This is a genomic window from Streptomyces sp. NBC_00457 (assembly GCF_036014015.1).
Classification (GTDB): Bacteria; Actinomycetota; Actinomycetes; order Streptomycetales; family Streptomycetaceae; genus Streptomyces.
This window is the reverse complement of record NZ_CP107905.1, coordinates 10,594,396-10,620,009: the sequence shown is the minus strand read 5'-3', so window position 1 is coordinate 10,620,009 and position 25,614 is coordinate 10,594,396. Positions and strand designations below refer to the sequence as shown.

At 65.3% G+C, this 25,614-nt stretch carries 19 protein-coding genes and 6 pseudogenes; 9 read left to right on the top strand and 16 right to left on the bottom strand.

The window, feature by feature from the left end; all coding sequences use genetic code 11:
- Positions 1 to 295 precede the first annotated feature (295 nt).
- Entirely contained in the window at positions 296 to 1,930 is a 1,635-nt protein-coding gene (locus OG828_RS48480) for an L-lactate permease (protein ID WP_328499738.1), read from the top strand.
- A gap of 165 nt (positions 1,931 to 2,095) precedes the next feature.
- Positions 2,096 to 2,485: pseudogene (locus OG828_RS49840) on the top strand (class I SAM-dependent methyltransferase); the annotation flags it as partial.
- Positions 2,486 to 2,566: 81 nt separating this feature from the next.
- Here the strand turns inward: OG828_RS49840 and OG828_RS48475 are convergent.
- The 7 genes from OG828_RS48475 to OG828_RS48445 form a co-directional block, all read right to left on the bottom strand.
- Positions 2,567 to 2,983, bottom strand: a complete 417-nt coding sequence (locus OG828_RS48475) for an SgcJ/EcaC family oxidoreductase (protein WP_328499739.1) — start codon at positions 2,981 to 2,983, stop codon at positions 2,567 to 2,569.
- Between the two features lie 171 nt (positions 2,984 to 3,154).
- Entirely contained in the window at positions 3,155 to 4,603 is a 1,449-nt protein-coding gene (locus OG828_RS48470) for an MFS transporter (RefSeq protein ID WP_328499740.1), read from the bottom strand.
- Between the two features lie 198 nt (positions 4,604 to 4,801).
- A complete protein-coding gene (locus OG828_RS48465; protein ID WP_328499741.1) occupies positions 4,802 to 5,440 on the bottom strand; it encodes a winged helix-turn-helix transcriptional regulator in 639 nt (212 codons plus the stop codon).
- Positions 5,441 to 5,550: 110 nt separating this feature from the next.
- Entirely contained in the window at positions 5,551 to 6,807 is a 1,257-nt protein-coding gene (locus OG828_RS48460) for a styrene monooxygenase/indole monooxygenase family protein (protein ID WP_328499742.1), read from the bottom strand.
- A gap of 152 nt (positions 6,808 to 6,959) precedes the next feature.
- The gene (locus tag OG828_RS48455) at positions 6,960 to 7,838 is read right to left on the bottom strand and encodes an SDR family NAD(P)-dependent oxidoreductase (RefSeq protein WP_328499743.1); all 879 of its coding nucleotides are present in this window, start codon (positions 7,836 to 7,838) and stop codon (positions 6,960 to 6,962) included.
- Positions 7,839 to 7,851: 13 nt separating this feature from the next.
- Positions 7,852 to 8,478 (bottom strand): carboxymuconolactone decarboxylase family protein, encoded by a 627-nt coding sequence (locus OG828_RS48450; protein ID WP_328499744.1) that lies wholly within the window; start codon positions 8,476 to 8,478, stop codon positions 7,852 to 7,854.
- Between the two features lie 16 nt (positions 8,479 to 8,494).
- Positions 8,495 to 9,835 carry an ABC1 kinase family protein gene (locus OG828_RS48445; protein ID WP_328504774.1) on the bottom strand — a complete coding sequence of 447 codons (1,341 nt, stop codon included), beginning with the start codon at positions 9,833 to 9,835 and terminating at the stop codon, positions 8,495 to 8,497.
- Positions 9,836 to 10,070: 235 nt separating this feature from the next.
- Between OG828_RS48445 and OG828_RS48440 the strand changes: the two genes are divergently transcribed.
- A complete protein-coding gene (locus OG828_RS48440) occupies positions 10,071 to 10,955 on the top strand; it encodes a maleylpyruvate isomerase N-terminal domain-containing protein (protein ID WP_328499745.1) in 885 nt (294 codons plus the stop codon).
- Between the two features lie 943 nt (positions 10,956 to 11,898).
- On the opposite strand, the gene OG828_RS48435 is transcribed toward OG828_RS48440, so the two are convergent.
- The 4 genes and pseudogenes from OG828_RS48435 to OG828_RS48420 all read right to left on the bottom strand — a co-directional run bounded on the left by OG828_RS48435 (position 11,899) and on the right by OG828_RS48420 (position 15,093).
- Positions 11,899 to 12,456, bottom strand: a complete 558-nt coding sequence (locus OG828_RS48435; RefSeq protein WP_328499746.1) for a hypothetical protein — start codon at positions 12,454 to 12,456, stop codon at positions 11,899 to 11,901.
- Positions 12,457 to 12,737: 281 nt separating this feature from the next.
- A pseudogene (locus tag OG828_RS48430) lies at positions 12,738 to 13,248 on the bottom strand (ISAzo13-like element transposase-related protein); the annotation flags it as partial.
- A gap of 276 nt (positions 13,249 to 13,524) precedes the next feature.
- Positions 13,525 to 14,430, bottom strand: coding sequence for an LLM class F420-dependent oxidoreductase (locus tag OG828_RS48425; RefSeq protein WP_328499747.1), 906 nt, complete (start codon positions 14,428 to 14,430; stop codon positions 13,525 to 13,527).
- A gap of 405 nt (positions 14,431 to 14,835) precedes the next feature.
- Positions 14,836 to 15,093, bottom strand: a complete 258-nt coding sequence (locus OG828_RS48420; protein WP_328499748.1) for a hypothetical protein — start codon at positions 15,091 to 15,093, stop codon at positions 14,836 to 14,838.
- A gap of 266 nt (positions 15,094 to 15,359) precedes the next feature.
- Here OG828_RS48420 and OG828_RS48415 point away from each other — a divergent pair, with 266 nt between their 5' ends.
- Positions 15,360 to 16,856 (top strand): PD-(D/E)XK nuclease family protein, encoded by a 1,497-nt coding sequence (locus OG828_RS48415; RefSeq protein WP_328499749.1) that lies wholly within the window; start codon positions 15,360 to 15,362, stop codon positions 16,854 to 16,856.
- A gap of 131 nt (positions 16,857 to 16,987) precedes the next feature.
- The gene (locus OG828_RS48410) at positions 16,988 to 17,794 is read left to right on the top strand and encodes a hypothetical protein (RefSeq protein ID WP_328499750.1); all 807 of its coding nucleotides are present in this window, start codon (positions 16,988 to 16,990) and stop codon (positions 17,792 to 17,794) included.
- Here the strand turns inward: OG828_RS48410 and OG828_RS48405 are convergent.
- A complete protein-coding gene (locus OG828_RS48405; RefSeq protein ID WP_328499751.1) occupies positions 17,791 to 18,954 on the bottom strand; it encodes an ImmA/IrrE family metallo-endopeptidase in 1,164 nt (387 codons plus the stop codon). The two genes, OG828_RS48410 and OG828_RS48405, sit on opposite strands and share 4 nt — an antisense overlap.
- 364 nt (positions 18,955 to 19,318) lie before the next feature.
- Between OG828_RS48405 and OG828_RS48400 the strand changes: the two are divergent.
- Positions 19,319 to 19,567, top strand: a pseudogene (locus OG828_RS48400) (transposase); the annotation flags it as partial.
- A gap of 19 nt (positions 19,568 to 19,586) precedes the next feature.
- Here OG828_RS48400 and OG828_RS48395 read toward each other — a convergent pair.
- Positions 19,587 to 19,923, bottom strand: a pseudogene (locus OG828_RS48395) (helix-turn-helix domain-containing protein); the annotation flags it as partial.
- 166 nt (positions 19,924 to 20,089) lie between these two features.
- Between OG828_RS48395 and OG828_RS48390 the strand changes: the two are divergent.
- Positions 20,090 to 20,245: pseudogene (locus OG828_RS48390) on the top strand (IS3 family transposase); the annotation flags it as partial.
- Here the strand turns inward: OG828_RS48390 and OG828_RS48385 are convergent.
- From OG828_RS48385 to OG828_RS48375, 3 genes and pseudogenes are all read right to left on the bottom strand, one after another.
- Positions 20,211 to 20,804, bottom strand: a complete 594-nt coding sequence (locus tag OG828_RS48385; RefSeq protein ID WP_328499752.1) for a MerR family transcriptional regulator — start codon at positions 20,802 to 20,804, stop codon at positions 20,211 to 20,213. The pseudogene OG828_RS48390 and the gene OG828_RS48385 overlap by 35 nt on opposite strands.
- 426 nt (positions 20,805 to 21,230) lie before the next feature.
- Positions 21,231 to 21,644 (bottom strand): annotated as a pseudogene (locus tag OG828_RS48380) (TetR family transcriptional regulator); the annotation flags it as partial.
- A 33-nt stretch (positions 21,645 to 21,677) separates the two neighbouring features.
- Positions 21,678 to 22,406 carry an AraC family transcriptional regulator gene (locus OG828_RS48375; protein ID WP_328499753.1) on the bottom strand — a complete coding sequence of 243 codons (729 nt, stop codon included), beginning with the start codon at positions 22,404 to 22,406 and terminating at the stop codon, positions 21,678 to 21,680.
- A 1,226-nt stretch (positions 22,407 to 23,632) separates the two neighbouring features.
- Here OG828_RS48375 and OG828_RS48370 point away from each other — a divergent pair.
- Both OG828_RS48370 and OG828_RS48365 read left to right on the top strand, forming a co-directional pair.
- Positions 23,633 to 24,667: an NAD-dependent epimerase/dehydratase family protein gene (locus OG828_RS48370; RefSeq protein WP_328499754.1), complete on the top strand. Its 1,035-nt coding sequence runs from the start codon at positions 23,633 to 23,635 to the stop codon at positions 24,665 to 24,667.
- Positions 24,668 to 24,669: 2 nt separating this feature from the next.
- On the top strand, positions 24,670 to 25,419 hold the full coding sequence (locus tag OG828_RS48365; RefSeq protein ID WP_328499755.1) for a maleylpyruvate isomerase family mycothiol-dependent enzyme: 750 nt from the start codon (positions 24,670 to 24,672) through the stop codon (positions 25,417 to 25,419).
- Positions 25,420 to 25,614: the final 195 nt, after the last annotated feature.

Here is a 25,614-nt window from a genome sequence, read left to right as displayed (position 1 = left end):
CACGGTCATGCGGATACCAGGCTCCGAGGAGACAGCGGAATCCTCGATACAAGCACAGCAGGGGCAGTGCGGGCTCGTTGGATTTCTGCGCCCGTTGTCCAGCACCGAGCACGCAGGCTGCGGTAGCCGAGGCCGCCGTACAGCGGCAGACCGTCATCAACCGGTTACGAACGGCTCACCACTCAAGTATGAGCACCAGCCCGCCAGGAGGCTCTGGCCGCAAGGAGAGCCTCCATGAGACCCGGGACTTGCATGTCCTGCGCTGTGCCCGGCAGCCCGAGCTGAGGAGATCGCGGTGTACCAGCAACATCTGCTTCCCTTCGCGGGCTCTCTCGGCTGGAGCGCTCTCATCGCCGCAATGCCGATCATCACGCTCCTTCTCTTGCTCGGCGTCTTCCGCACCAGAGCGTGGGTAGCCACGTTCAGTGGGCTCTCAGTGAGCCTGGCCATCGCATTGTTCGTGTACACCATGCCAGTCGGACAGACCGCCTTGGCGGCGAGCCAGGGCGTCGCCTTCGCGCTGTTCCCGCTGGCTTGGACCTTCACCACGGCGATCTGGATTTACCAGATGACCGTTGACAGCGGACACTTCCAGGTGCAGTGGCGTGCCCTCGTCCGGATCACTGATGACCGTAGGATCCAGGCCTTGCTTATCGCGTTCTGTTTCGGGTCGCTGCTGGAAGCACTCGCGGGACAGGGCACACCCGTTGCGATCACTACGGTGATGCTGCTGGCTGTCGGATTCAGCCCATTCCGGGCGGCGAGTACCGCACTGGTGGCCAACACGGTTCCGGCGGCCTTCGGGCCGCTGGGCCTGCCCATCACCACCCTTGCAAAAGTCACCGGACTGCCTGTGGACGACCTGGGCTCGATGGCTGGACGGCAGGTCCCCGTCATCGCACTCTTCGTTCCGCTGCTGTTAGTGGGCATCGTCGACGGGCGCCGGGGACTGGGCGAACGCTGGTGGCCCGCACTGGCCTGCGGACTAGCCTTCGCGCTCGCGCAGTTCGTCGCCTCGAATTACGTCTCGATGCCCCTGGCCGACATCGCCGCCGCACTGGCCGGCGCTGGCGCTGTGATCGTGACCGCCCGGATCAAAGTGACCTCCCCCGCATCGGTGCCGGTCATCGCCGGAGGAGCGGTCGACCTTCCACCCCCAGCGTTCACGGAGAGGCAGCGGCCGCCCCACGATCGCACGGCCGCTCTGCGCGCCTTCGCACCGTATCTGATCATCGTGATGACATTCACGCTGTCACAACTCCCGCCAGTAAAACGGGCGCTGGAGTTCGCCACCGTCGCGATCGACTGGCCGGGCCTGCACCTGCGCACCGCCTCGGGCGCCCCTTCCACCCTGTCGGTATTCAAGCTCAACTGGCTCTCCGCTCCGGGGAGCCTGCTCCTGGTGTCCGGCCTGCTGACCATGATGGTGCTCCGCATCCACCCGCGGGCGGCTTGCTCCGCCTATGTCCGTACCTTGGGCCAGTTGCGCGAGGCAGTCCTCTGCGTAACCGGGCTACTTGGGCTCTCCTTCGTCATGAACGCCAGCGGGCAAGCCGCCACACTGGGCACGTGGATGTCCGGTGCCGGCCCGTTCTTCGCGGTACTCGCACCGGTCCTGGGGTGGCTCGGCGTTGCCCTCACCGGCTCCGACACCTCATCCAACTCACTCTTCGGCGCACTTCAGGCCACCGCTGCACAGAACACCGGGCTCTCGCCAGTCCTGGTCACGGCCGCCAACGCCTCCGGAGGAGTGATCGGCAAGATGATCTCACTGCAGAACCTGACCATCGCTGCCGGCGCCGCAGGGCTGACCGGACGCGAAGGCGACCTGTTTCGCAAGATGCTGGGCTGGAGCGCTCTGCTGCTTATCGGAATGTGCCTACTCGTCGGTCTGCAATCCACAACCCTCCTGTCCTGGATGGTGCCGTGACCCTCGACGCGCCTGCGGCCCACAGCCACCGGCTGCCTTGACTACGGAGTGGAGGGACGCCGCGCCCGCTGGGCACCGACAGGCACAAGGTCGTTCTGCCGGACGTGACGGCCTACAGGAACGAACTCTTCGCGCGTTCCCGGCTGACTCCGACCTGCCAAGCGGCACGGCGTGGAGGCGTCTCTGACCGAGGACTGGGACGCGGCGCTCCGCAAGGCCGGCTTTGACTCGTCGGCGTCGACGGCGTGGCTCATCGAAGGGCTGCTCTGCTTCCTCACCGAGCAGGCCGGGGACGAGCTGCTGGCCACGGTCACCGCCGGTCCGCACCCGGCAGCCGGATGTTCCTGGACCACCTGCCGTAGAAGGCCCGGGAACTCCTCGAGGCTGTGGTGGCTTCGGGCGCGCAGTGGCTGTCAGTGCGGGACGACCTCGGTCTGTGGCTGGCCGGATCCGGCTGGCAGACGCGGGTGTACGCCGGCCGCGACCCACAGACCGGGTACGGCAGGCCCGTGGCCGAACCCCGGCTGCCGGCTGGTCTCGGGCGAACTGACCTGACCCGCGGCGGCCTGATCCGCCGGAAAACGCTGTGCCCCGTCCCGGTCGGCCGGGACGGGGCACAGTCATATCAGCCCGTGATTACGACTGGCCGGGCCCGACCGACGGGCTGTTGCTGTAGGCCGCGAGCAGCCACTTGCCGTCCTTCTTGGCAAGCACCCAGGTCGCGTACACCGTCCGCTCGGGCGGGGCCTCGCTCTCGCCGGGGATCAGAATGCCTGTTTCGCTGATGACCACGGCCGCGTCGTCGTTCAGGAGCCGGACGTCCAGCACCTTGTCGGACGACCGCGTGCCCTTCAGCGGCCCGTTGAAGGAGAACGCCATGGCGTCGCGGATGCCTTGGCGCGACTTCAGGTACGAGCCGGGCAGGACCGCAGTGGCGTCCTCGAAGTACTCGGCGACGAAGGCGTCCGGGTCGGCGTTGTTCCAGGCCTCGTAGACGCCCTTGACGACGTCGAGGATGGCGGCCTCTTCCAGCTTCTGCTCTTGCGTAGTCAAGATCCTTGCCTCGCTTCGTTCGTGTGTGCTTACGGATCACCGCGGTCGACGGCTCAGAGAACCGATCGCGGCCGGCCACGTGGAACGGGATCGTGTGCACCGGCGCTCTGTGGGAGAGGATTCGCGTCGCCGGTAGAGGAAGGCGCAGGCCTCGTCTCCTTTCTGCGTGAATCAGTCGTTGACCGCCGGAACGGCCGATTCCACAGGCTGGACGGCCGGGGCGGGGGCTGGGGTGAGAGCGCGGTGGCTCGGGTACGCCAGCGACGCGAAGATGCCGACCGCCGAGAACGCCGCACACAGCCCGAGCGCATGGCTGAAGTTGGTGATGAAGGTCTGTTGGGAGGTGTAGTTGCCCGTGTGGGCGAAGACAGTTGCGGTGAACGCGACCCCGAAGACGCCGCCCAGCTCGCGCAGCGTCGCGCTGGTACCCGAGGCGATGCCGGTCTCGTTCGGACCCACCGAGGTCATTACTCCGTTCGCAACGGTCGGGAAGACGATGCCGATGCCCACGCCGGCGACGAGCAGCCCTCCGATGACCTCGCCGAAGCTCACGCCGGGCTCGGCGACCATCGCCACCCATCCGAACCCGATCGCCTGCAGGGCCATGCCCACGGCCATGAACGGGCGGTTGCCGTACTTGTCGGCCATGGGGCCGACGACCGGGGCGATGAACATCGACACACCCGTCCAGGCGAGCAAGTGCAGGCCCGCCTCGAGCGGGGTGTCGCCGAGCCCGACCTGGAGGAACTGCGCCATCAGGAACAGCGCGCCGAACAGTGCCGCGTACATGAAGAAGGTGACCCAGCTCGCCGCGTTGAAGGCACGGTTGCGGAACAGGTCGAGGCGCACCATCGGCATGCGCCTGCGGCTCTCGACCACCAGGAACACTGCCACGACGGCCGCTCCGGCGATCAGCGAAAGGATGACCTGCGCGCTGCCCCAGCCGACGCTGCTGACCCGCACCAGCCCCCAGGCCAGGAGGAAGAAGCCGACGCAGGCCAGGGCCAGCCCGTAGAGGTCGAGGGGCTGGCGCGGACCGTAACTCTCTTTCAGCCGCGACAGCGAGAGCAGGCCTGCCGCCACACCGATGGGGACGTTGAACCAGAAGATCCAGTGCCAGCTGAGCCCGTTGACGACCGCACCGCCGAAGACCGGCCCGATGGCGACCGCGAAGCCCGAGACCGCGCCCCACATGCCGATAGCCGCGCCCCGTTTCTCGACCGGGAAGGCGTCGCTGATCAGCGTGAGCGAGATGGGCATGATGATGGCGGCGCCCAGCCCTTCGCCGGCGCGGGCCGCGATCAGCACGCCGACGTTCGGGGCGAGCGCTGCCATCGCCGACGTCAGCGCAAAGACGACGAGGCCGACTGCGAACACCCGAACGCGCCCGAAGCGGTCCGCCAGCGCGGCCGCGGGCAGTAGGAGGCAGGCGAAGGTGAGGACGTAGGCGTTGATGGTCCATGTGAGGTCGCCGAGGTTCGCGTTGAGGCTGGTGCGTAACGCCGGCAGGGCGGTGGTCACGACGAGGGCGTCCAGGGCGGCCATGAAGACGCCCACCGAGCTGAGGGCCAGCGTCCAGCCTTTGTGGGGTGCTGCTGCCCCGGATTCGGCGGATTGCATGGGTGTGCTCACTCCTTTTGGAGGCTCTGCGGCCTGCGGCGACAGCTATCAACCACACTACTTATTTGGATCAGCTGATTCAATTTTTGAACCGCCAGCCTAGGGGTGCCCCGGAGCGCGCACAACCTGTTCCACCCGACTGCAGCATGGAGAGGTGGAGCTTCACCTGCTGTTCAGCACCGAAATCTGCAGGCTTTGCTACTTGATCAGGGATCTGATCAAGCGCTCGTCGCCGCCGAGCGTCACACGCCCCGCGTCGACGGCGTCGTCGAGCGTTTCGTCACCGGTGATCAGCATCTTGAGGGTGCGGACGTCGGTCTGGACGACCGCGTCGGGCTCGTAGGCGGCGGCGCGGGCGACGTCCAACCCGGCGTCGCTGAAGCGCAGGATGAACCGATCGTCCCCGACGCGCATGTCGCAGGTGCCGGTCACCGGCGCCCCGGCAGCAAAGATGAACTTGGCCTGGGAGCGCAGGGACAGCAGGAGCGAATCCAGGGTCGAAGGGGCATGCCGATCCCAGAAGGGCGACTCCACCGCCCAGTTGCCCAGCGCGAACAGAACGGGCTCCAGGGACCGGCCCCAGTCGGTCAGCTCATACACGGGGCCGCTCACCGGGGCACCCGCGCGGTACTTGCGCAGCACACCGATTTCCTCAAGGTCGCGAAGTCGGATCGTGAGGATGTTCGAACTGGCGCCGCAGAGGGCGGTCCTGAGGTCGCTGAAGCGCTTCGGCCCGAGCAGCAGCTCACGCACCACCAGAAGGGCCCACCGCTCCCCCACGAGGTCCAGCGCGTGGGAAACCGGGCACCCTTCGCCGTAACTGCGCTTCTTGTTCATGCTTATACCATAACTCCGTTACGTTTTCGGGCCTTGGGGCGATCGGACCGGCGGCGGGAGTCTCCCCTCGTCACAGATCCCGCTGCTCGTGCACCAGTGATGCCCATGTCTCAGTGGGCTGATCCGGCCGCGGCGCCGACGACCTCGGCGAGGTAAGCGGCGGCCTTGTCGGGGTCCGTGAACCACTCGAGGAAGTCGTTGGGGTCGTCGAAGGCCTCGGTGTAGCGGTTCGCGATCGCGGGGAACTGGCTTGCGGCCCCTAGGAGCTCGAGCATGTGCGGGGGCGGCGGCTGGAGCATGATGTTCGTCCACTCGGTGGTCGCGCGCCCGTGCTGCGTCCAGAACGTCTCGAAGGCGCGCTCCATGAACGCGCCGTCGAAGGGCCGGTCTCCGTGCTCCAGGATGGCGTCGAGGTAGACGGCAGCGAACTTGGCGGCCATGTTCGACCCCTGCCCCGTGATGGGGTCGTTGGCCACGACGACGTCTCCGATGCCCAGCACGCGGCGGCCGGAGGGCAGCGTCGCGACCGGATGACGGACAACGGGGGCGAACCCGCCGCGCAGCGTGGCGCCCGCGTCGGTGAGTTCCAGTTTGCTGTACTGCTCGCGCGTCCACGGCACGTGCAGCTCGAGCAGCTCGACGAAGCGCTCCAGGTGCTGCTGGGGCGACTGGACGTCGCCGAACACGTCCAGCGGCCCGCCGGGTATGGCCTCGAAGAACAGGATGTGGCAGGGACCTGAGACGGTCAGCGCCGGCATCACGATCATCTCGCCCTTGCCCGGCAGCATGTGGAACTCCACTGTGTGGTCACCGGGATCGGCCGGATCGGGCTGGTAGCCGTTGACGTAGACGACCGAGAGCATCCGCTGCGGCGCCGCATACGGCGATCGGGACGCGTCGCGCTCGAACTGTTCGGCCAGTCCGTCCTTGCCGGCGGCGACGATGACGAGGTCGTACACGCCCGCCCACGTGTCGAGGTCCGCGGCAGTGGCGGTTTTGATGATCAGGTTGCCGCCGTTCTCCACGAACAGCCGCAGCCAGCGCGACATCTTGAGCCGCTGGTCGATGTCGGCGCCGGGCTTCTTCAGCGGGCTGGTCCAGTCGACGACCGGCGTGGGTCCCTCGGCGCCCACCATAAAGCGGGTGAAGGGGGTTCGGGGCGCCTGTCCGTCCCAGAAGTAAATTCCGAGATCGCGCTCGAACTTGAGCGTGCTGTCGAACTGAAACTGCGACGACATAATGTTGCCGTGCTCGATCTCGTCAGCCGTGCGCGCCGACATCACGGTCACGTCGTAGTCGTGCCGCTGCAGTCCGAGGGCGAGTTGCAGCCCAGACTGCCCGGCGCCGACGATCAGGACTTTGCGCATACCGAGCCACCCTCTCTCTTCTCGCGGTGACGCAAGGGTTCCTATTGGCGGTTCGTGTTCGTCTCAAGTGTCCTCATGCCGGGCGCAGCCGCCTTCTCTCGTTTTGCCCACAAGGGCCGCGACGGGAATTCGGTTATTCCGACGCGTGTCGGCTAGGGCGTCGGAAAGAACGTGCGGACGAACTTCTCCCAGGCCCGCTCCCCGAAGATCACGCGCTGTGGCCGCAGCAGCCGCACCGGTATGCCGAGGCGGTAGCGGATCCGCGGACGGCGCACAGTGATCGCCTTCTCGACGAGGGCGGCGACGTCGCCTGAGCGCAGCGACAGGCGGCCGCGGCCCTTCGGATGCTCGACCTCCCGGTAGGCGCCGTGCCAGACGACGAAGCGCTCCCAGAAATCGCCGTACGGATCATTGTCCGTGGAACCGGGAGCGAGCCCGAGGTCACCCACGGTGGTCGGGACGAACGCGCCAAGGATGGGCGAGGGCTCGATGACCACGACCTTGATGCCGAAGCGGCGCACCTCCAACCGGAGCGAGTCGCCGATCGCCTCGAGGGCGTGCTTGGTGGCCTCGTAGTAGCCGCGCCCTGGGGTCGCGAAAAGCCCGAAGATCGAGGACATGATGACGATGCGGCCCGATCCCTGCTCCCGCATGCCCGGCAGAACCAGTTGCGTCATCCGGGAGAGCCCGAAAACGTTCGTCTCGAACTGGCGGCGGACCTCCTCCATCGGGGTCTGCTCGATCGTGCCGTTGAGGCTGTACGCGGCGTTGTTGATCAGCACGCCGACCGCGCCGTGCTCGGCGGTGATCCGGTCGACGGCCGCGATCATCGACTCCTCGTCGGTCACGTCGACCCGCAGGGTGGTGATGCCCTCCTGCGCCAGGTCCTTGAGACCCTCCAGGCTCCGGCCGCTTGCGTAGACCGGCCATCCTGCACGGTGCAGCCGGAGCGCGAGGGCCCTGCCGGTACCCGACGAGAGCCCGCTCAGCGAGGAGACGCCGGTGATCAGAACCGCGCGGGACGGATTCATGGTCGGCCCCGCCTCAGTCGGCCGCGGCGGCCGCGGCCGATTCGGAGTCGTGCGGCAGTTCCTGCTGGGATATGCGGCTTCTGGTCACCGTGGTGCCGAGCCCGAGACCGTCCACCAGGCGGGTGATGAAGTTGAACAGCGCCGCGCAGAAGAACGCCTCGAGCAGTTCGTCGGTGGTCCAGCCGGCGTCCAACGCCACCTGCCAGTCCTTGTCGGTGATCCGGTAAGCGCTGTGGCTGAGCTTGGTCAGCAGGTGCAGCAGCACCCGGGTGCGCTCGTCCACCGGAAGGTCGTCGGGCGAGTCCGCGGCCTCGATCGCATGGGCCAGTTCCTCGCTACCACCGAAGACCTGCAGGAAGAAGTTGTGCGTGCCGACACAGTACGGGCACTGGTTCACTTTCGACGTCCAGGCGGAGATCAATTCCCTGGTCTGCCGGGGCAGCTTGCCGTGGTTGAAGACGCCGTCGTAGCCGGCGAGCATGGTCTCGAGCAGTTCCGGCTTGGACGAGACCAGCCGGAACATGTCGGGCACGAAGTCCAGCGAGGTGACTTCCTTGGCACGCTCGTAGAGCTCTGCCAGACGTCCGGTCGCGTCCGCCTCGTCGATCAGCGGAACGCGGACTCCCGAATTCCCATCCATCTGCACACCTTCCTTCTTATGAGCCAACCGAAGTGCGTGGCATGTTCCTTCGGCGGAGCACGGGCATCGCCTCCGCCTGGAAGTCGAGTTCCGGATCGAGGCCCTGCACGATTCCCTCGACCACCAGAAGCGAGAGCAGCGGGAACGCGAACTCGGGCACCGGATACAGTCCGAAACGCCGCTGGAGATCGAAGAGCCGTCCGGCGAACTTCGCCAGATTGAATTCACCGGACCGGGCCCCGGACGACTCTGTGACGAGTTCGGTGAGGCCCGCACGGAATCCGTCGAGATCGCAGCCCTCGGCGATACTCGCCGCGCTCTCGATGATGATCTCGGCGCAGAGCGGGCCGTTGCCCATGGCCATGTTGATGAAGAAGTCCGCGAACGAGGCGCGTACCGGGCCCGACAGCTTGATCACAAAACCAGCGTCGACGATGACCAGGGAGCCGTCGTTGTTGATGTAGAGGTTTCCTGGGATCAGGTCGCAGTGCACCAGTCCGTCCACGAAAAGCATCTCGTAGACCACCGACATGACCCGGCGCGCGGCGACCTTGCGTGCGTCCGCGGAGAGCGACTCCGGCGCCGTACGGGCCAGCCCTTCCACGTACTCCATCACCAGCACGTCCTCGGAACACAGCTCAGGCAGCGGTGCCGGGATCCGAATCCACTCGAACTCGCTCAGGTTCGCGCGCAGGTCGCCGAGTGCCACGCGCTCCGCCGTGAAGTCCAACTGGCGCAGGATCGCACCGCCCACCTGCGCGTGCATGACCTTGAAGGGCATTGACCGCAACTCTGGCAGCTGTTGCATGGCGCCCATGGCCAGCGCGGTCAGCCGGAAGTCCCGCCACATCACGCGGCTGATACCCGGCCTGCGCACCTTCACCGCCACCTGCCGGCCGTCGAGGGTGACGGCGCGGTGGACCGTCGCGATGCTCCCGGTGGCCACCGGCGTCGAGCTGAATTCGGCGAACGGCCATTCCCGACCCTGGTACGCACGGCGCAGAACGCCCTGCAGGCGGGCCCACCGAGGCGGAGGCGTCGCGTCCGCCAGCCGACCCAATTCCGCGCACACGTGCTCCGGCAGAAGATCTCGTCGCGTGCTGAGCAACTGGCCGATCTTGATGTACGACGGCCCGAGCGAGGTCAACAACGACGAGAGACGCTCGCCCGCTCGCGCCCACTGGCGCCGCCGCAGGCGCGCGCCGAGTGCAGCGGGCCCGAAGACCACGGCATAGCCGAACACGGTGCCACCGACCCGGACAACGCGAAGCGCCGTGCCAGGTAGTTCCGCGAGAAATCCAGCCGATCTCGCCATGTCTGTCCCTCCCGCCCACGCGATGGGCAACGTAAGCCGCACGGACAAGCGCGGCCCATCACGATCGCTGACGTAGGAAATCGTCGGCGTGCGAGGAGGTGAGCGACTACTCCGAGCGTGCCCTGCCCAGCACGCTCGTCGGCCCGTCCGCCGGTTTCGCGGCACGGCCGTAGCGCACGACGTCGGCGGCACATTCGAAGAACTGCGCCGCCTGCCGCCGCGCCACACTGGACCTCACGAACTGGCGGGCTTCACGCGACGGGAGGGCGGGAGGGTGATGGGAACGCGGTATCAGACACACCGGGCCATCGGGGCGACGAGGATCACGCCCGAAAAGTGGCGCGCGGCGCGCGCCGCGGTCGAGGACGTCGCCGACCGCTTCAGCGCCTTGGTCGAGTACGCGGATCCGCAGGCCATGGCGACGGCCGACTGGACCGTGATGGATACCGCGGCCCACGTCGCCGCCATCTCCTGGCTCAACACCTCCGCAGTGGTGTCTGATGACACGCCATTCCCGATGCCGGGAATGCGAAAGCAGATCGCCGCGACCACGGTCGACAACATCCACGCCGGCCTGAACTCGGCGCTCTTCCGCGCTTACCCGGAACGCGATCCCGGCGAGGTCGTGGGCAGGCTCCGTTCCTCGATCGACGAGATCCTGCGTCTGACCGCCACCGCGGACCCCACCAGGACCATAAGCTGGCTCGGCGGTTCGAAAGTCCCCCTCGCCGGCTTGGTGGCCCACCTGACCAACGAGCTGCTCCTGCACGGTCGCGACATCGCCCGCGCCGTCGACCTGCCTTGGCGTATTCCGCATGAGTACGCGGCGCAGTTCTTTGAGCTCTTTCTCATCGAGATCGCCCGCAACGGCGCCGGCCACATCCTGGACGACGACAGACCGGTGCACCAGGGTCGCATTGCAGTGGAATTCCGCTCTGACTACACAACTCCCGTCACGATGGTTCTGGATACCGGTGCAGTCTGGATCGAAGAGCCGAGCCGCGACAACGACGTGCGCGTCTACTTCAAGCCCGCCGCCCTGAGCCTCATGCTCTTCCACCGCATCCCCCGCGCCAAAGCAGCGATGACCGGCTCACTGCGTGTCTGGGGGCGGCGCCCCTGGCTCCTCGCCCCATTCCTCCGCAAGGTCCGCCTCCCGTAGGCCGTACTTGAGTAGCTGTTGTCGTGCCGGACTTGAGCGGTGTCTGTCGAGCGAGGGTTCCCGGTTGGGTGATCTTGCCGTGGCGGCGGCATGAGGGCAGGGTCTGCTGCGTAGCTCGTGGGTGTCGAATCCATGGAGTGTCAGGCAGCCCTGTTGTCTCCGTCTTCTGTGCTGGTGTCCGGGGGTCCAACTCGGCCGTTCTGTTGTGTGATTGCCTTGCGCACGTGTACGGCAGCGCTGGCCGACCGGCCCGACAGACGGCGGGCCGGTATCCGTCGGAACTGACCGACGCCGAAGGGGCCGGGCCGCGGAGCCGACCGCCGGGGGAATCGACTCGCGGCCGGTCAAAGCGGACGCCGTCGTCGGAGCGGACAGCCGCAGGTTAACGGCGGCAAGCAGTTCAGATCTCCGCGTGATCCTGTCGGGCAGAGGGGCCCGAGCCAGTGGAACCGGCCGGGCGGTGCAGGAGGTCGACGCGGTTCGAGGTGTGACGGCGAGGCCGGGACGGAGGCATGAGGTGCCGCTTGGCGAACAGGGCCAGCAGGCCGTAGCCCGCAAGTAGCAGCACAACAGTGAGAATCCATTCCTGGGACCCCCCTGGGCGGAAAACCCGGCCGGGAGTTCCCATGTCTACGGCCTTGACCTGCTGGCCGTTGTAGAGCGATCCGCGTCCGCTGCTGGAGAGGGTTACCCTCGTGTGCCAGACGGCGCCGTCGCGCGACCGGAACGTTCCCGACCAGCCGCAGCTCTCATGCCCGGGGTGGCTGACGCATTCGAGTCGGACCGCGGTGAAGGTTCCTGGTTTGCCGTCGGCCGTAGCGGCGAAGAGGGCCTTGCCAAGATTCGGTAGCGAAACGTACAGCAGCAGGCAGCCGGCCGCCAGGATCGCGAGGGAGGTGACCCGCGAAGGCCTTCGGCGGGTTGCAGTGGCGGCCACGGCTCGCTATGCCGGTTCCGCAGCGCAGGTGCAGCGCGGAGCAGAGGCTGCCTCCTTCGCCGGCCTACTGTGCAGGATCATGGCAACCAGCATCGGCATCGTCACCACCGCGTTATAGAACAGGTGAAGCTCCACTCGGGGTGCCACCAGTTGGATGATGCTCGTCGGGACCGCCCGCCCCGCCAGATACGCGCCTGTGAGTGCCTGGATCAGCAGCAACAGATGCTCGATGTGATGCCAGAACTGCACTCCGAGCGTGATGTTCCACCATGTGCGGGCGGTGCCGGTAAATCCAGGCCGTAGCAGCACGAAGCCAGCCAGCATGATCAGTGCGTAGCCATAGTGCATCCACTCCGAAGTGACCAGCCACGGAAAGGGAATGCCCAGCACACCGCGGGCTTGCGGTGCCGACCAGCCCCAGATGTAGATCTGGACCGCCTGGGCGACGTGCTCCGCCCAGTGGACGAGAACGATGATCAGGAACACACGCAATCCGGTGCGGTGAAGTCTGCTGTTGAGGGCACCGAAAGTGCGTGCCTGGTGGGCATGCGCGCTGGCCGTCATGCGTGATCCTCCAGTTCTGAGTCTGGGACGAAGCCATCACAGCAGCACCACGCAGGCAGGGGCTTCTTCGTGGGTGCGCAGTCGACTTCGGCGACCGTCGCTGGCCACGAGGAAAGATCGTCAACTTGCCTGGCACCGGGGCGACTTGTGTGGCAGGCAGACGCAAACAAGCGGCCGGCCGTCGCTCACCAGCTGCCCGCCCAACGTTTCACCAACGGGATGCTGCGACAGTTGCATCCCGATCACCCCGTCAGGCGGGACGCCGCTGCTGTCGTTCTGCCGGCACCGGAGTCGTGGTCGACACCTACGTTGCCCGAACCGGTGTTGCGGATGACCTCCACCCGCCCGGCCACAGGCGGCCGCCCGATCTGCTCTCGCTTCTTCGCATCCACGCTGATCGCCGGCTCACCGTCGGCATGGCGGTGCTGCTTGACCTGCTCGTTGATGTAACGGAACTGGGCATCTCCGTCGGGATGCTGGCTGCCCTCGACGGTCTTGACGTTCGCCTGCGGACTGAAGCCTTCCTGCCCGAGCAGCCAGCCCACCGTCGATACGGACACCGGTGCCCGAACACGACCGCAGAGCAACGGCCCGGCGCCCGCCTCGAGTTCTGCCACACCCCGGCGCCCGGTGGTCTCGCTGACCGCGGCAACTGCGTACGTACGCAGGTCGCCGTGCTCGAGCAGCCGGACCTCCGTCGCCAGAGGCAGACGTCTCTGCCACTCGTTCAGGTGCTGCAACAACACCGAACCCGCACCGGAGCTGGGAACAGGTCTCCTTCGGGGCCGTCATACTCCCCCGCGGCACGGCGCGGTCGCGGTTTTGATTGCCCCTGCCTGCCGCACGCCGCACCGTTCCGTGCGGCCCGGCGCCGCGAAGCAATGACCGGCACCCCCTTCAGGACTGGCAATTGCTCCCTGACGGCGAGGGCCGCCCAGTCGGGGGCAACCCCCATCCCCGGACGAGCGGCGCGTCTTCAGCAGGCCAGCGTGTGTCGCCGAGGACGTCGCGGCCGCTGGCATTCGGCTGCCGGACATTGTGGTCCTCGGCGACGTCGTGGGTTCGCGCTCAGCCGAACGACGCGATGAGCTCCAGCGTCCGCGCGTTCTCCTCGTCGGTTCCGAAGAGCGTCGCCATGAACTCGGTGGCGCCCGCGTCGGCGTACCGCCGCAGCTCGCGTTCCACGGTCGCCTCGTCGCCGGCGATCGCGACGTCGACCGCCGTGGCGACACCCTCGCGGTCGAGCATCGCCCGGTAACTCGGCTCGCCACCGGTGCCCACGGCCGCGTAGATGGTGCCCAGCAACTCGCGCCGCGCTGACGGGTCGTCGGACACGCAGACCGCCAGGCCGACCACGACGCGCGGCGCCGGACGTCCGGCCTCGCCAGCAGCACGGGTGATCGTCGGCACCACATGGTCGGCGATGGTGCGCGGCCCAGTGAATTGCGTGACGGTGCCGTCCGCCAGCTCGCCCGCCAGCCGCAACATCGCCGGACCGAGCGCAGCTACCATCAGCGACGGCGGCGTCGCAACGGGCACGTCGAGCGCACCGACGGCCGTCAGTGTCTCGCCGCGGTACTCGACGGGCTCACCGCGGAGCAGCGGCGCCAGGGCCGTGACGTACTCGCGCACGTGCCGCACCGGCTGGGCGTAGGAGTATCCGTAGATCCCCTCGATGGTCGCACGGTGGCTCGGACCGATGCCTAGCGTCAGCCGCCCGCCCGTCGCGCCCTGCACTGTGAGTGCCTGCCCTGCCAGCGCCAGCGGGTGCCGAGGGTAGGTCGGCACGACGGCGGTGCCCAGCTTGATGCCCGGCACCTCACGACCGGTGACGGCAAGCGTGGTCAGCGCGTCGCCCCCGAAGACCTGGGGCAGCCACGCCGTGCTCACGCCCGCCTTCACCGCCGCCCTGACCTGTCCGACCACGCCGTCAAGCGTCAGCCCGTGCGTGGTGACAAGCACACCACTCCGCATATCAGCGCTCCTATTCATCCCCAACTGCCGCTTCGGCTCACGCACTCCGCCTGCGATGCGTCAGATGTGTCGACGCAGTCCGGTCATGCACGTCGGCAGGATCCACCGACGGCCCTCGCTCACCGCACAGCGTGCGCGTCTGGGTGCTGGTTTTTTGCACTACATAGGAGCCTAGGCGCTCCATCGAGATAAGACTTCGTCGAGATTTCCGCATTCCACGTGGCGCTCGGCAGCACTGATGGGCTGGGATGGAGCTTCTTCGGCAGCCGATGCTTACCACCGAGGAGAGAATATTGCGTTGGTTTACTCAGGTTGAATTCGCAGTGTCCGGCGGGCATTGCCATCGCCAGATCAGCGGCTTCATGCTTCAGTTTCACCCCTGTAAGAGCGGCTACCGGTAGTTCGTCAAATCTGGGTGTTCCTCTCGGTGTCCCAGCAGAAGATGGTGCTGAAGATGGTCAAGGCCTTGGCTGCCTGGGCCCGAGGGGCGACGAGCTCTGAGGCCAAGCCAAACAAGGTGAAGTCGTGCATGGCGAAGCCCCAGGTACCGATGCCTGCGAGGTGATAGGAACCAGCACCATGTCCCAGGCCGCAGCCGGGTCGAAGCATCGACGTCGTCGACGAGGCGAGGGGTAGCGCCAGCGGTTTGGTTGAGAGCGACATGCGGCGACCAGATCAGCACCGCGAGCTGCACTTCGCCGTGACATAGGCCGTCTGGCTCCGGGCGGCCGGGCTCACGGTGCCTCTGATCAGCGCCCCACGCATTCCCTGCCTCACGCCCTCCCCAAAGTCGTAAACTGACGCATCGTCGCTTGATCGGGGGCCAGTCAGTCGTGGGTACTCAAGCTGTGGGGCCAAACTTGGTTGGGCGCACATACGTCCTAAAGGTAAGCGCTACCGACATACAGGAGCGCTCCACTACCTGCGGGATGGGCGGGGCCCTGAAAGTACGTCCGGACGTTGTCAGCCCAGAGTGGCAACGTCGAGGAGACTACAGCCGTCCTTTCCTTGGGCGGGTAGTTCGCGAGATCGCGTGCGCCTTGCACGGCGATCCACGAGTCGATACTTGGGAGGGAACACAAACCGCCATCCATGAAAAGCTGGCGGCTGTGGCCTTGCATCCCGCGACGCGCCCGTACGTCGAACACGCCATCGCGAATTACCTCGAAGCGCACGATGTCTTGGCGTCCGAAACTCCCAACCTGGAGTTTCGTTGTTTCGACCCAAAAGTCTTTCCCGAGCCCAACGGAACACTCACCGCTTGGGCCCCCCTGTACGAATCCCCAAACGGCGTAAGAGAAGTTCGGAAGCTCCGCCTAGGTAGTATCAGGGAGAAGCCACGGAGCCCGGACCGTTGGACTCTCGTAGCTGCGCACGTAGCTGGGCTCCTCCCTCCCCAAGGGGCAGTGTCGCGCATCCGAGTCGTAGAGATTGGGCTGAGTGACGCCTCACACCAAGTTCTTTTCGAAGCCACTCCTGAGGTAGTTCGGTCCCGCTTCACAGAACTCGCACTGCCTCACCTACTGAAGATCATCAGCGCTAACACCACACACCCCGGCACCTTCTGCAAGGACTGCAAAATTGCTGGCTGCTGCGGAGCGCTAGATAAGTGGGACGGCTTTTTGGGGCAAGCGACCCCCGGAGCAGCGACTCGATCCGTAAGTGCTAGGGATATTGAGGTCTACGAAACTTGCCCCACCCAATGGTTCCTTACACATTCGCAATTCTTGCCACGGGAGCCCACTTCCGGCCCCGCATCAAATCGCGGACGACTTGTTCATGAATGGATCGCGAGCGCGCACTCTAGAGCAAAAAAGTGCACCCCCGAAGAAGCTGGAGAGTTCCGCGACTCCAACACTTTCACTGGCAGCATGTCAGAGGAGGAGTACGGGGAAATTCAGCCCTTCCTCGCGCAACATGTACAGAACTGTCCCGTCGAAACGGGGAGTCAAATCATCTCGATCGAGGCACCGCTATACGGGTATGACGCTTCAGCCGATGTAGTGATCGCCAGCACACCTGACATGGTGTTCGTCGACGCTGACGGCTCTCTGGTAATTCGGGAAAGTAAGACGACTAACCGAGATATTCCCGAGGACGACGCCGAAGCATTTGATCGATTTTTCGCATCTGCTTGGCTTCTTAACCTTTTCGCCAGTGGATATAGAGGGCCTTACCAGAGCACCTCGGCCCGCCTCGAACTAGAGGTGATCTCAGCAGATGATGGCAAAGTCTTCACGTGGGACCTGAACGATTCAGGTGTTCTCCGCATGGCCAAGAAGGAGGTTCGCCAACGGGCCAAGGATTGGCACAGAGACACCACTTGGGAAGCCACTCCGGGAAAGCACTGCGCCTGGTGCCCAGTTAAGCGCTGGTGCCCAGAAGCCGACAGCGAAAACGTGGAGGAAGCCGATACATTGGAGTGAGTACCATAAAGTGAGGCACTCCGTGTTGGGCACCTCCACGGAGACGGGTGCGAAGGCTGCCTGGCGAGGCTACGCTTGTCCGGATACTCCCGTGCATGTGCGGGACGCAACGGGACAGCGAGGAGGGGGAGTTGGACGATCTGGAGCGCCCCTCCCCCAAGGCGATGGCCCATCGTCGACCGAACCTCCAGCCGCGGTCGAAGGTTCAGCCGTCGCGCCGCGAGGCGATAGAAAACCGTCCGAAGCGCTACGCTCCCGTGACCCTGGCCTGGTGCGACACCGGCACCCTGCTGTCTCTTGGCCGGCAGCCAGACACGCTCAACAAGGTGCGAGGGCTCTACGGTTCCACGCTGGTCGTCACCTACGCCGTGGCCCGGGAGATTCGGGCCATGGCGAATATTCGTGGTGCCCGGCGAACCCATGAGAACCGTGAGCGGTGCGAGAGCGCCGACTCGATCGCCGCGATGCTGGACGCCGGAGACATCCCGGAGCACCCCCTCCTCCTCACCGAGGAGACCGTCCGGATGATCGACCGCGTGCTCGGCCAGCTGGACGCATTCGAGGAGCGACAGAACTCCATCTTCGGCCGAACCGACGACGCGGTGCGTTCTTCTCAGAAACATACTGGCGAGGCGCACAGCATCGTGAGTGCCATGCTCACGGTCGGCCACGGCGCAAGCACCGTCCTTCTCACGAACGACAACGGCGCGATGCGCGTGGCGGAGCAAAATAACGTTGCTTGGAAGCACACGGGCCAGCTACTTGCGGAACTCGGGTGTCAAGACCCGCTCTTGACACCCGGAGAACTGCTTGCGGACTTCAACTACATGACGTCAAGCTTCGCGACTGTTCCCGCAGAGGTGCGACCGAGCAACGCCGAGTTCTTCACCTGTCACCGAGATGGCGACAGGTGCCCTCGCTGCGACGTCCAGCCTTAGGTGCCGACCAAGTCCCATCCGGCTGATCGCAGCTGATCCATCGCCGCTGCCTGGTCCCCATCAGCAATCACATCGGCTACTGCCCTCAGGGGGATCAACCCCGCAGCATAAGCATTCAGGGCTTGCTGTGTAAGACGGTCAGACGGGAAAGGATTTCCCTGGTTACCTTTGACCTCGAACCAGTTTTTCTCGTTACCAGAGATGCGCATTAGATCGGAGACTCTAGCTTCCCTGCAGGCCACAAAAGCAGGACTGATTGAAATGTCCTTAATGGTCTCCTGCAATGCATACATCGAGGCATCGCGACTGACGCCGTATGTAAGCATAAGATTGGTTACGAGTGAAGCCATCTGCTCAAATTGGGAGACTTTTCCACTTCTGCTGTAAGCGCACTGCACCGCTTCTTCAGGGAGCAGGAAGTTTCGCGCGAAGGAATCAGCAATGCGCTCAGCGCGCCTATCGTCATCTAGAACGGCACGGTCAATGACGATGTGCCCCGAGTCCCTTTGCAGAATGTGGCTCAGCTCGTGAGCGAGAGTGAATCGCTGCCGCGCCCAATTATCCTCGCAGTTGATGAGGACAACCCATGCCGAGAAACCATCCCAATCCTCAGGAACTGAGATGCCATGCACGTCTGTCGGGAGAGGACGATACTCCACGGGATAACCCAAGCTCTCAACGAGGGCCGTAAGGTCCTCGACCGGCTCCAGGTCGTCTATATCGAGGAAAGCCCGCAGGCGAGATGCGGTTTTTTCACCAGCTTCTCGATAGCTCCAAGATTTCGACGGAGCGAACTTAGGTAGAGGTATAACAGGTTCTTCGTGGCCCCAATCACGTGTCAGACGATCGACGGAAAGGAGCTTCGCGGCATGTGCAACATCGCTGCTGACATCGCGAATTCCCTCTAGTTGACCCAATCTGAAGCTAACTCCCATGGAAGGAGACTTTGCTTGCAGCAACGTGCTGGGCGGCACTTTGAAGAACGCACCAAGAGCGGTTGCCTCGTACAGGGAAGGCAACCGCGAACCTGTTACGAGGTCGTCCAAATCAGCCTTCGATCCGAGAAGCTCGATCAGTTGCGCAAGAGGTGCCTTCGCTTCGGAAATTAGGGACTGAAAAGTCGCGGCGAAGCGCTGTTCGAGCGTCTCACCCACTTTCATCACCGCCCCTTCTCATGTGCTGGCAACTCCCTGCGCAAGGCTCAGACATGGCCCATCTACCACTACCCAGTGTGGCAGATGTCTTGCGATCACACAGCGAGAGCAGCAGGACTGCCGCCCTTCGCCCCGTGCAAAGAACACTATCGCCAATCACTGACAGTCACTCTCTGTAACTTTTGTTGATGTGCATACATCGGTCGTGGCTGGCAGCACGTGCCAACTGCGTCGCTTCCCGGAGCGATGGTTAAGGCTCATTGCCATGGCTGCGTTGAGTAATCGTCCGTGAGGCTCACCCGCCCATGGCGGGCTCGCTGGCACTGAACCGCTCCGGGTCTGTTGGAGGCTCGATTCCCTGAGAGGATCGATGGCACGTCCGTCCCCCTACCCGCCCGAGCTTCGTGAGCGCGCAGTGCGCATGGTCGCGGAGATCCGCCCGAGCTACCCCACCGAGTGGGCCGCGATGAAAGCAGTCGCAACCAAGCTGGGGATCGGTGCGGCTGAGACGGTGCGGACATGGGTCCGCAAGGCCGAAGTCGACGCCGGGCAGCGGCCTGGCGTCACGTCCGAGGAGGCCGCGGAGATCAAGCGGCTGCGGGCCGAGAACGCCGCACTCCTGGCCACGCCTCCTGAGCCCGCTGCTGTGGCTGGTTGACATTGGCTGGGCGGGTGGTGGCCGTCGGATGACAAAGTCCTCGTCGTCAGGCTTGAGCAGGCGGGGACGGCCGCCCGCCCACTAGGGTCCAGACAGGTCAGGCCGATCTCGTTGAACCGGTGGATCACATCGCGGACGGTGTCTTCATCGGCCTGCACCAGCTGGGCGATCACCGGCCCCCGGTTCCCGCCGGCCGAAGCCAGCAGCATCATCGCCCGTCGGTAGCGCACCGAGTTGGTACTGCCCCGGCGCACTGTCTACTGCAGCTTCTGCCCCTCCTGGTCGGTCAGTCTGCGCACACAGACAGACTCGGCCACCGCGCCTCCAGCAGTCGGATCCGACATCCCCGCACATCCAACCGCCACGACCACCAACCCGGCGAACCAACGCGGTCACAGCACTAGCAAGCGGGCCAAGCTCGTCCTCGACGCCCTCGACATGGCGCTGTGGCGCGGCGACCGGGCCTGAACCCCCGCTGGACCGGGGCTGGTTCATCATTCGGACGCGGGCAGCCAGTACACGTCTTTCGCGTTCACCGCGCATCTCCTGGAGGCCGGCATCGACGCCTCGATCGGCACCGTCGGCGATGCTCTGGACAACGCGCTCATGGAATCCCAGATCGGCCTCTACAAGACAGAGCCGCCCGCTGGGCCTGCAGCGAAGCGCCAGCCCCACCGTGTATCTGATGGCTGTCTAGCTTAGAGATCTCGTCCGCGAGTCGTGCGTAGGACAGCAGGGTCTGCCACTCGATATCCACGCCCAGCTCAGCCAGGGCGTCCAGGATGTCGCCGAGATCCTTGGCGGCCGGTGCAGCGCGCGGCACGCACCACCCCATCTCCGCGATGAGGCTTCGGGCGTCTGTGAGACCGTTTGTGTCCCGCTTCGCGGGCGTCGCGGCCCCCTCCGCCTGTTTGTGCTCCTGGACAGCGGAACCTGCGTTCAGCACCTTCGCGATGACGTGATCGGGGTCATTCTGCTCCACGGTAATGGCGTCAAGGATCTCCTTGGTGGCACTGACAGATAGGCGACCAACGCCAATGAGCGCACGGATCAACCGGAGCCGGTGCAGATGGTGTTCGCCGTAGTCGGCCCAGGTGGCTGTGATCCGTTCGCCGGGAAGGAGGAGTCCGCTGCGCAGGTAGTACTTGATGGTCGCGATGGATACCGTGCTTCGCCGACTGAGCTCGGCCAGCCTCATGGCACCCACTCCATTCTCATTGGCCCGCCCACCGACGGTGCAAGACCATCACCGCATGCTCGGCTCGGTCCACGATGCAAGGACCTGTTGCAGGAGACGCTGCTGCGGGCGTGGCGGGCCTTGACGACCGGTACGAGGAGCAGGCGGCCGACTTGCAGACTCGGCTCTACCGGATCGCGACGAGCATCTGCCTCAACGCGCTCGGCACACGCGGCCCCACGCCGTTCCCATCCGGCCTGTCGCCCTCAGCGACGACCCCGGCGCCCCTGTCCACGGCGCCGTCAACGGGCAGCCTGCGCTCGCCGCCGCCTAGGTACGTGATGAGGACGGCGCGCCCCACCTGGCCACCCTGCAGGTGTCTACCGTGACCGCCGGGGGGCATCAGCACTGGGCACGATTTGACGCCTGTGACACCCATCTCTCCTTCTACGCATCCAGCCGGCCCTTAAGCTGCGCCGACGGATAGATGCCCTCCCAGACCTGGTGTTCGGAGGTAAACCCCATGGCCACCAGGCAGTTGATGAGCATCCCGTGCGCCATGAACGTCGTCGTCTCGTCGATGTCGGCGCCGAGCGGCAGATGCACCGTGTGCCACAGCCGCATCCATCCGCTGCGCACCGCCTCGCCGAGCTCGCGATCTCCGGCCTGCTCAGCAGCGGCCACGGTGACGTACGTCTGCATCTGCACCAGCAGCCGCTCGGGCTGCTCCGCGATGACCGTGGTGTACGCGTTTGCCATGGCGTGCAGGGCCTCTTCTCCCTCCAGCCCTCCGGCGGCCTCCTCGAGCGTGCGGATGGTGTCCTCCATGCACCGCTTGGCGGCCGCCAGAAAGATTGCCTTCGCGGATGACACTTTCGCGCCTCTCCTCTGCACTCATCCTGACCATGTGGCTTCGCTCTGACTGCCGCCGCTCGCGCCCGCTTCCTGCGCCTGCTCCATGAATTCATCCGCGCGGTGGGACAGGGCGGCTAACCGCGGCGCGTGATGATCGTTGGCCATGTCTTGAGGCGGGTCGGAACATTTCCGAATCCAACCTCCTGCTACATCCAGCATCTCGCCGCCGGTAATTTCACCCTGCGACTCCCCTACTGCGGATCCGGTCATCCGTTGCAACTTGCGTGCATGCTGTCGCCGGAGCCGGTTAGGTGCGACGCCGAACATTGCCGAGAATCGGGTCGTAAACGTAGTTACGCTACCATACCCCACCTGGTGAGTTATTTCTGTGACACTCAGCGTTGAGGACTCAAGCAGATATTTGGCCCGCTGCATACGCACAAGGGACAGAAATTTTATGGGAGACATCCCTACTTGACGCTGGAATACGCGACAGAAATGATAACTGCTCAACCCGGCGATTTCTGCGAGATATGCGAGTGAGAGTTTCTCTCCATAACGCTGCCGAATCACAACAAGTGCTCGCCCAATCGGCTCATCAATCTGATCCTTGAATGCGAATCCAAATACTTGCCCATTCGACCCCTCCCCCTCTCGACTTAAGCACTCAAGCCATGAGGCATCATCCGACATGGCCTGCCGCCCGCCTGGAAACTCGCTTAGTCGAGCTGGCAATTTTTCGTGGTCTCGATCGAGAGGCGGTTTCATGAGCGCTCCGCGCCGGCGACACATTCGATGGCTCGGCGTAGGGCATGCGTTCGCGCTGTTCCGGGCGGTGTCGCCATTGCTCCTCCAGACGCCAGCTACCGCGCCGAATACCGCGACGCGGTGGGCGCGCCGGCTGGGCGTGGTCACGCCCGGCCGGATGTGCCGAAGGTCCTGGCCCACCGCGCAGGTTGCGCCCCCTCAGGCCGGTCTCTTCGCTAACGGAAGCCTAGGCGCTTCATCGAGATACGGCTTCTTCGATATTGCCGTGCACCGCGATTACCTAGAACCTGGCGTGCATCGAGGTGAGGTCCCGCGCTGGCCTCCTGAGGGCACTCACCTAGTGTTACCCAGCCTGGTGCCGAAGACCAGCGGCTCGATAACGCACGCGCTGAACGCCTTTCGAGCGCGCGTTAGCCACCAGCGCACCGTCTTCTCTTTCCTTGCCCATCCCCGTGGGCGGCCAGAGGCGGCGCCTTAAGCCTGGCAAGGCAGGAGAAGGCATCGGGTCGCATGGTTGTCATAATGCAGAGACAGACCGTGTCAGTAATGGAATCTATAGTTCTAGCGGAATAGGCGGCTCCCAGGATACCTCCCGAAGCAGATAGATGACGGCCAGCGGCCGCAGGGAGTCCTGGTTCGGAAGAAGACTTTCCAGGAATCCTATGGGGCAACACGCGAGAAGTGCGAATAGGGCACCGCCCACCACTGTGGGAGCCAATGTGAGCCGCGGTCGGCGAGCCCACTTGTGTGAAGCAGGGGAAATCATGGCCGTTGCAGAAGACCGGGCCAGCACCGGTGCCCACTGGGATTCGAGCACCCGCTGGCCTTCTCGGGCAGTGCGTTCACGTGCACCTTCGGCGTGCCGGTACATCTGCCGATGCACCCGGCCGGCGCGGCAATGAGGTACTACCTCGACGGCATGGAGCCGGACCTGCCGATGACCCTCGGCACGGTACTGATCGGCGCAGGTCTGCTCGTGCTGCTGTACTGCCTTGTGCCCGCGCGGGAGCAAAGAGATCACCGCCGGGTCGACGGCTGTCCCGTCGACTGCCGTCTCCGCGGCCATCGCCGCAGCCCCGCTGCCGTTGGCGGCAGTAGCACTCCTGTGTGCCGGCTCGGAGACCAAGGCGCGTCGCCTCGAGGACATCAGCCACGACTTGAGGGCCAGCCGGTCCTCGGCTGCGACGCCAACACGACCCACGCTCGGTTCCACGAAGGGGTGATCGATGCTGATCTGCGTAACTGGTGGCACCGGCTTCGTCGGCGCCCACTCCGTCGCGGCCATTGCCCGCACCGGCGCACGGATGCGGCTGCTGGTCCGCAACCCGTCCACAGTGGACCAGGCGCTGCGCCCGCTGGGCGTGACCCCAGCCAGCCTGGAGGTGGTGGTCGGTGACGTCACCGACCGGATCGCTGTCGCCAAGGCAGTGGACGGAGTTGACGCGGTGCTGCATGCGGCAGCGGTGTACTCCTTCGACAGCAGGCGGCGTGCCGAGATACGCAGGACCAATGTGCGTGGCACGCAGCTAGTGCTGGGCTCCGCCCAGCGCGCCGGGGTGGACCCGATCGTCTATGTGTCCACCGTCGGCGCAATGTTCCCCACCGCCGACAGCGTGATCCGGGCAGACTCCCCGCTCGGCATGCCACGCGAGGCATACCTCGCAAGCAAGTCGGTTGCCGAGGCAATCGCCCGCCTGCACCAGGAAGAGGGAGCACCAGTGGTGATCACCTACCCGCCAGCGCTGCTCGGCCCACACGATCCGCGCCTGGGCGACCAGAACACCCGGCTGCAAAACGCCCTGCGCGGCTTGCTGCCCATCTGGCCAGGCGGCGGCTTTCCCGTGGGCGATGTCCGGGACACCGCCGAAGTTCTTGCTGCCCTGCTTGCCAAGCCGGCCGGGGTGCGGGAGCGGCACTTCGGCCCAAACCGCTATGTGACCACCCGTCAATATGTTCAGGCTCTCCGGCAGGCAACGGGCCGTGCACTCCCGGCGAAGTTCCTGCCGGCTCGCCCGATGCTGCCGTTCGGGATGCTCACCGACCTGCTGCAGCGAATCTGGCCCTGGCACATCCCTGCTGAGTACGGCGCCCTCTATACCTGTGCACACGCCACGCCCGTTGACGCGAATGCATCCACGTACGGCATCGCCCCACGGCCGATCGCCGACACCGTAGCCGACAGCGTTCGCTGGCTGTACGAGTCGGGGCATGTGTCGGCCCGACAGGCCGGCCTGGCGAGCAAAATCCTTGAGGAGCCCTAGGCATGACGGCGAATCAGCATCCCGACCCCTTCTTCAGCCTCGCCTACCGCTCCTGCCGCGAGAACATAGCCCGGCTGGCACGAGCACATCCCGAGAAATCGGAATGGCCGGTGCCCGCCTGCCCCGACTGGAGCGTGCGGGACGTGGTCGCACACCTGCTCCAGAACTGCCGGAGGGTCGTCGCAGAAGTGCCCGGTGACATCAGTCCACCTGTGGCTCCGCAGCCGAACACTCCTCTCGTGCACCTGCTCACCGCCTGGGAGGAGTTGGACGGGGTACTGGCCCAGGTACTGGAGCGCACCCCCTGGCTACGCCGCGGCATGCTGCTGCTGGATGCGTTCTCTCATGAGCTCGACATCCGCGGCGCCCTGGGCATACCCGTGCCTGACGACCATCCCGCTTTGGCTGACGCACTGGAACTGGCCACGATGGGCTTCACGATGTCGGTGAATGCGCATCGCCTCCCGGCGCTGCGCATCGAGACGCCCGACCAGAGATGGCTCGTCGGCGCGGGCGACCCTGCCGCGACTGTGCGCGGAGAGAGCCTGGAGGTGTTCCGTTCCCTTACCGGGAGGCGCACCATCCCGCAGATCCGCGGTCTTTCCTGGAGCTCGGCGCCCGAATCCTGGCTGCCTGCCTTCACATGGGGTCCCTTCACTCCACCGACTCAACCGATCGAGGCCAGTGCGGGAGCAGTGGAGCAAGGGCCTTGGTTCCTGCCGCCGTCCCTGAGCCTAAGAGGCGTTCTCTAGCGTGCAGCGAGGCCCCCGGATGCACCAGATTGCTTTGCCACCGCATTCCGGCCGAAGTGCCGCTCACGCCCCCTAGCACCGTCCACATAGGCAACGCTGGGGACGTGAGCAGCATCGTGGCCGGTCATAAGAACGTGCGCCATGCGCAGGGCGGGATCCGGAGCCGAATCACCGTGCTTATGAGGAGAGCGCAGG

Coding starts and splice junctions, on each gene's coding strand:
- OG828_RS48460 (WP_328499742.1), bottom strand. CDS start 6,807: ATGCGCAAAGTCCTGATCGTCGGCGCCGGGCAGTCTGGGCTGCAACTC.
- OG828_RS48370 (WP_328499754.1), top strand. CDS start 23,633: ATGCTGATCTGCGTAACTGGTGGCACCGGCTTCGTCGGCGCCCACTCC.
- OG828_RS48440 (WP_328499745.1), top strand. CDS start 10,071: ATGGGAACGCGGTATCAGACACACCGGGCCATCGGGGCGACGAGGATC.
- OG828_RS48415 (WP_328499749.1), top strand. CDS start 15,360: ATGGGCGGGGCCCTGAAAGTACGTCCGGACGTTGTCAGCCCAGAGTGG.
- OG828_RS48420 (WP_328499748.1), bottom strand. CDS start 15,093: ATGTCGCTCTCAACCAAACCGCTGGCGCTACCCCTCGCCTCGTCGACG.
- OG828_RS48375 (WP_328499753.1), bottom strand. CDS start 22,406: ATGAAACCGCCTCTCGATCGAGACCACGAAAAATTGCCAGCTCGACTA.
- OG828_RS48470 (WP_328499740.1), bottom strand. CDS start 4,603: ATGCAATCCGCCGAATCCGGGGCAGCAGCACCCCACAAAGGCTGGACG.
- OG828_RS48405 (WP_328499751.1), bottom strand. CDS start 18,954: ATGAAAGTGGGTGAGACGCTCGAACAGCGCTTCGCCGCGACTTTTCAG.
- OG828_RS48435 (WP_328499746.1), bottom strand. CDS start 12,456: ATGACGGCCAGCGCGCATGCCCACCAGGCACGCACTTTCGGTGCCCTC.
- OG828_RS48465 (WP_328499741.1), bottom strand. CDS start 5,440: ATGAACAAGAAGCGCAGTTACGGCGAAGGGTGCCCGGTTTCCCACGCG.
- OG828_RS48450 (WP_328499744.1), bottom strand. CDS start 8,478: ATGGATGGGAATTCGGGAGTCCGCGTTCCGCTGATCGACGAGGCGGAC.
- OG828_RS48455 (WP_328499743.1), bottom strand. CDS start 7,838: ATGAATCCGTCCCGCGCGGTTCTGATCACCGGCGTCTCCTCGCTGAGC.
- OG828_RS48365 (WP_328499755.1), top strand. CDS start 24,670: ATGACGGCGAATCAGCATCCCGACCCCTTCTTCAGCCTCGCCTACCGC.
- OG828_RS48425 (WP_328499747.1), bottom strand. CDS start 14,430: ATGCGGAGTGGTGTGCTTGTCACCACGCACGGGCTGACGCTTGACGGC.
- OG828_RS48385 (WP_328499752.1), bottom strand. CDS start 20,804: ATGAGGCTGGCCGAGCTCAGTCGGCGAAGCACGGTATCCATCGCGACC.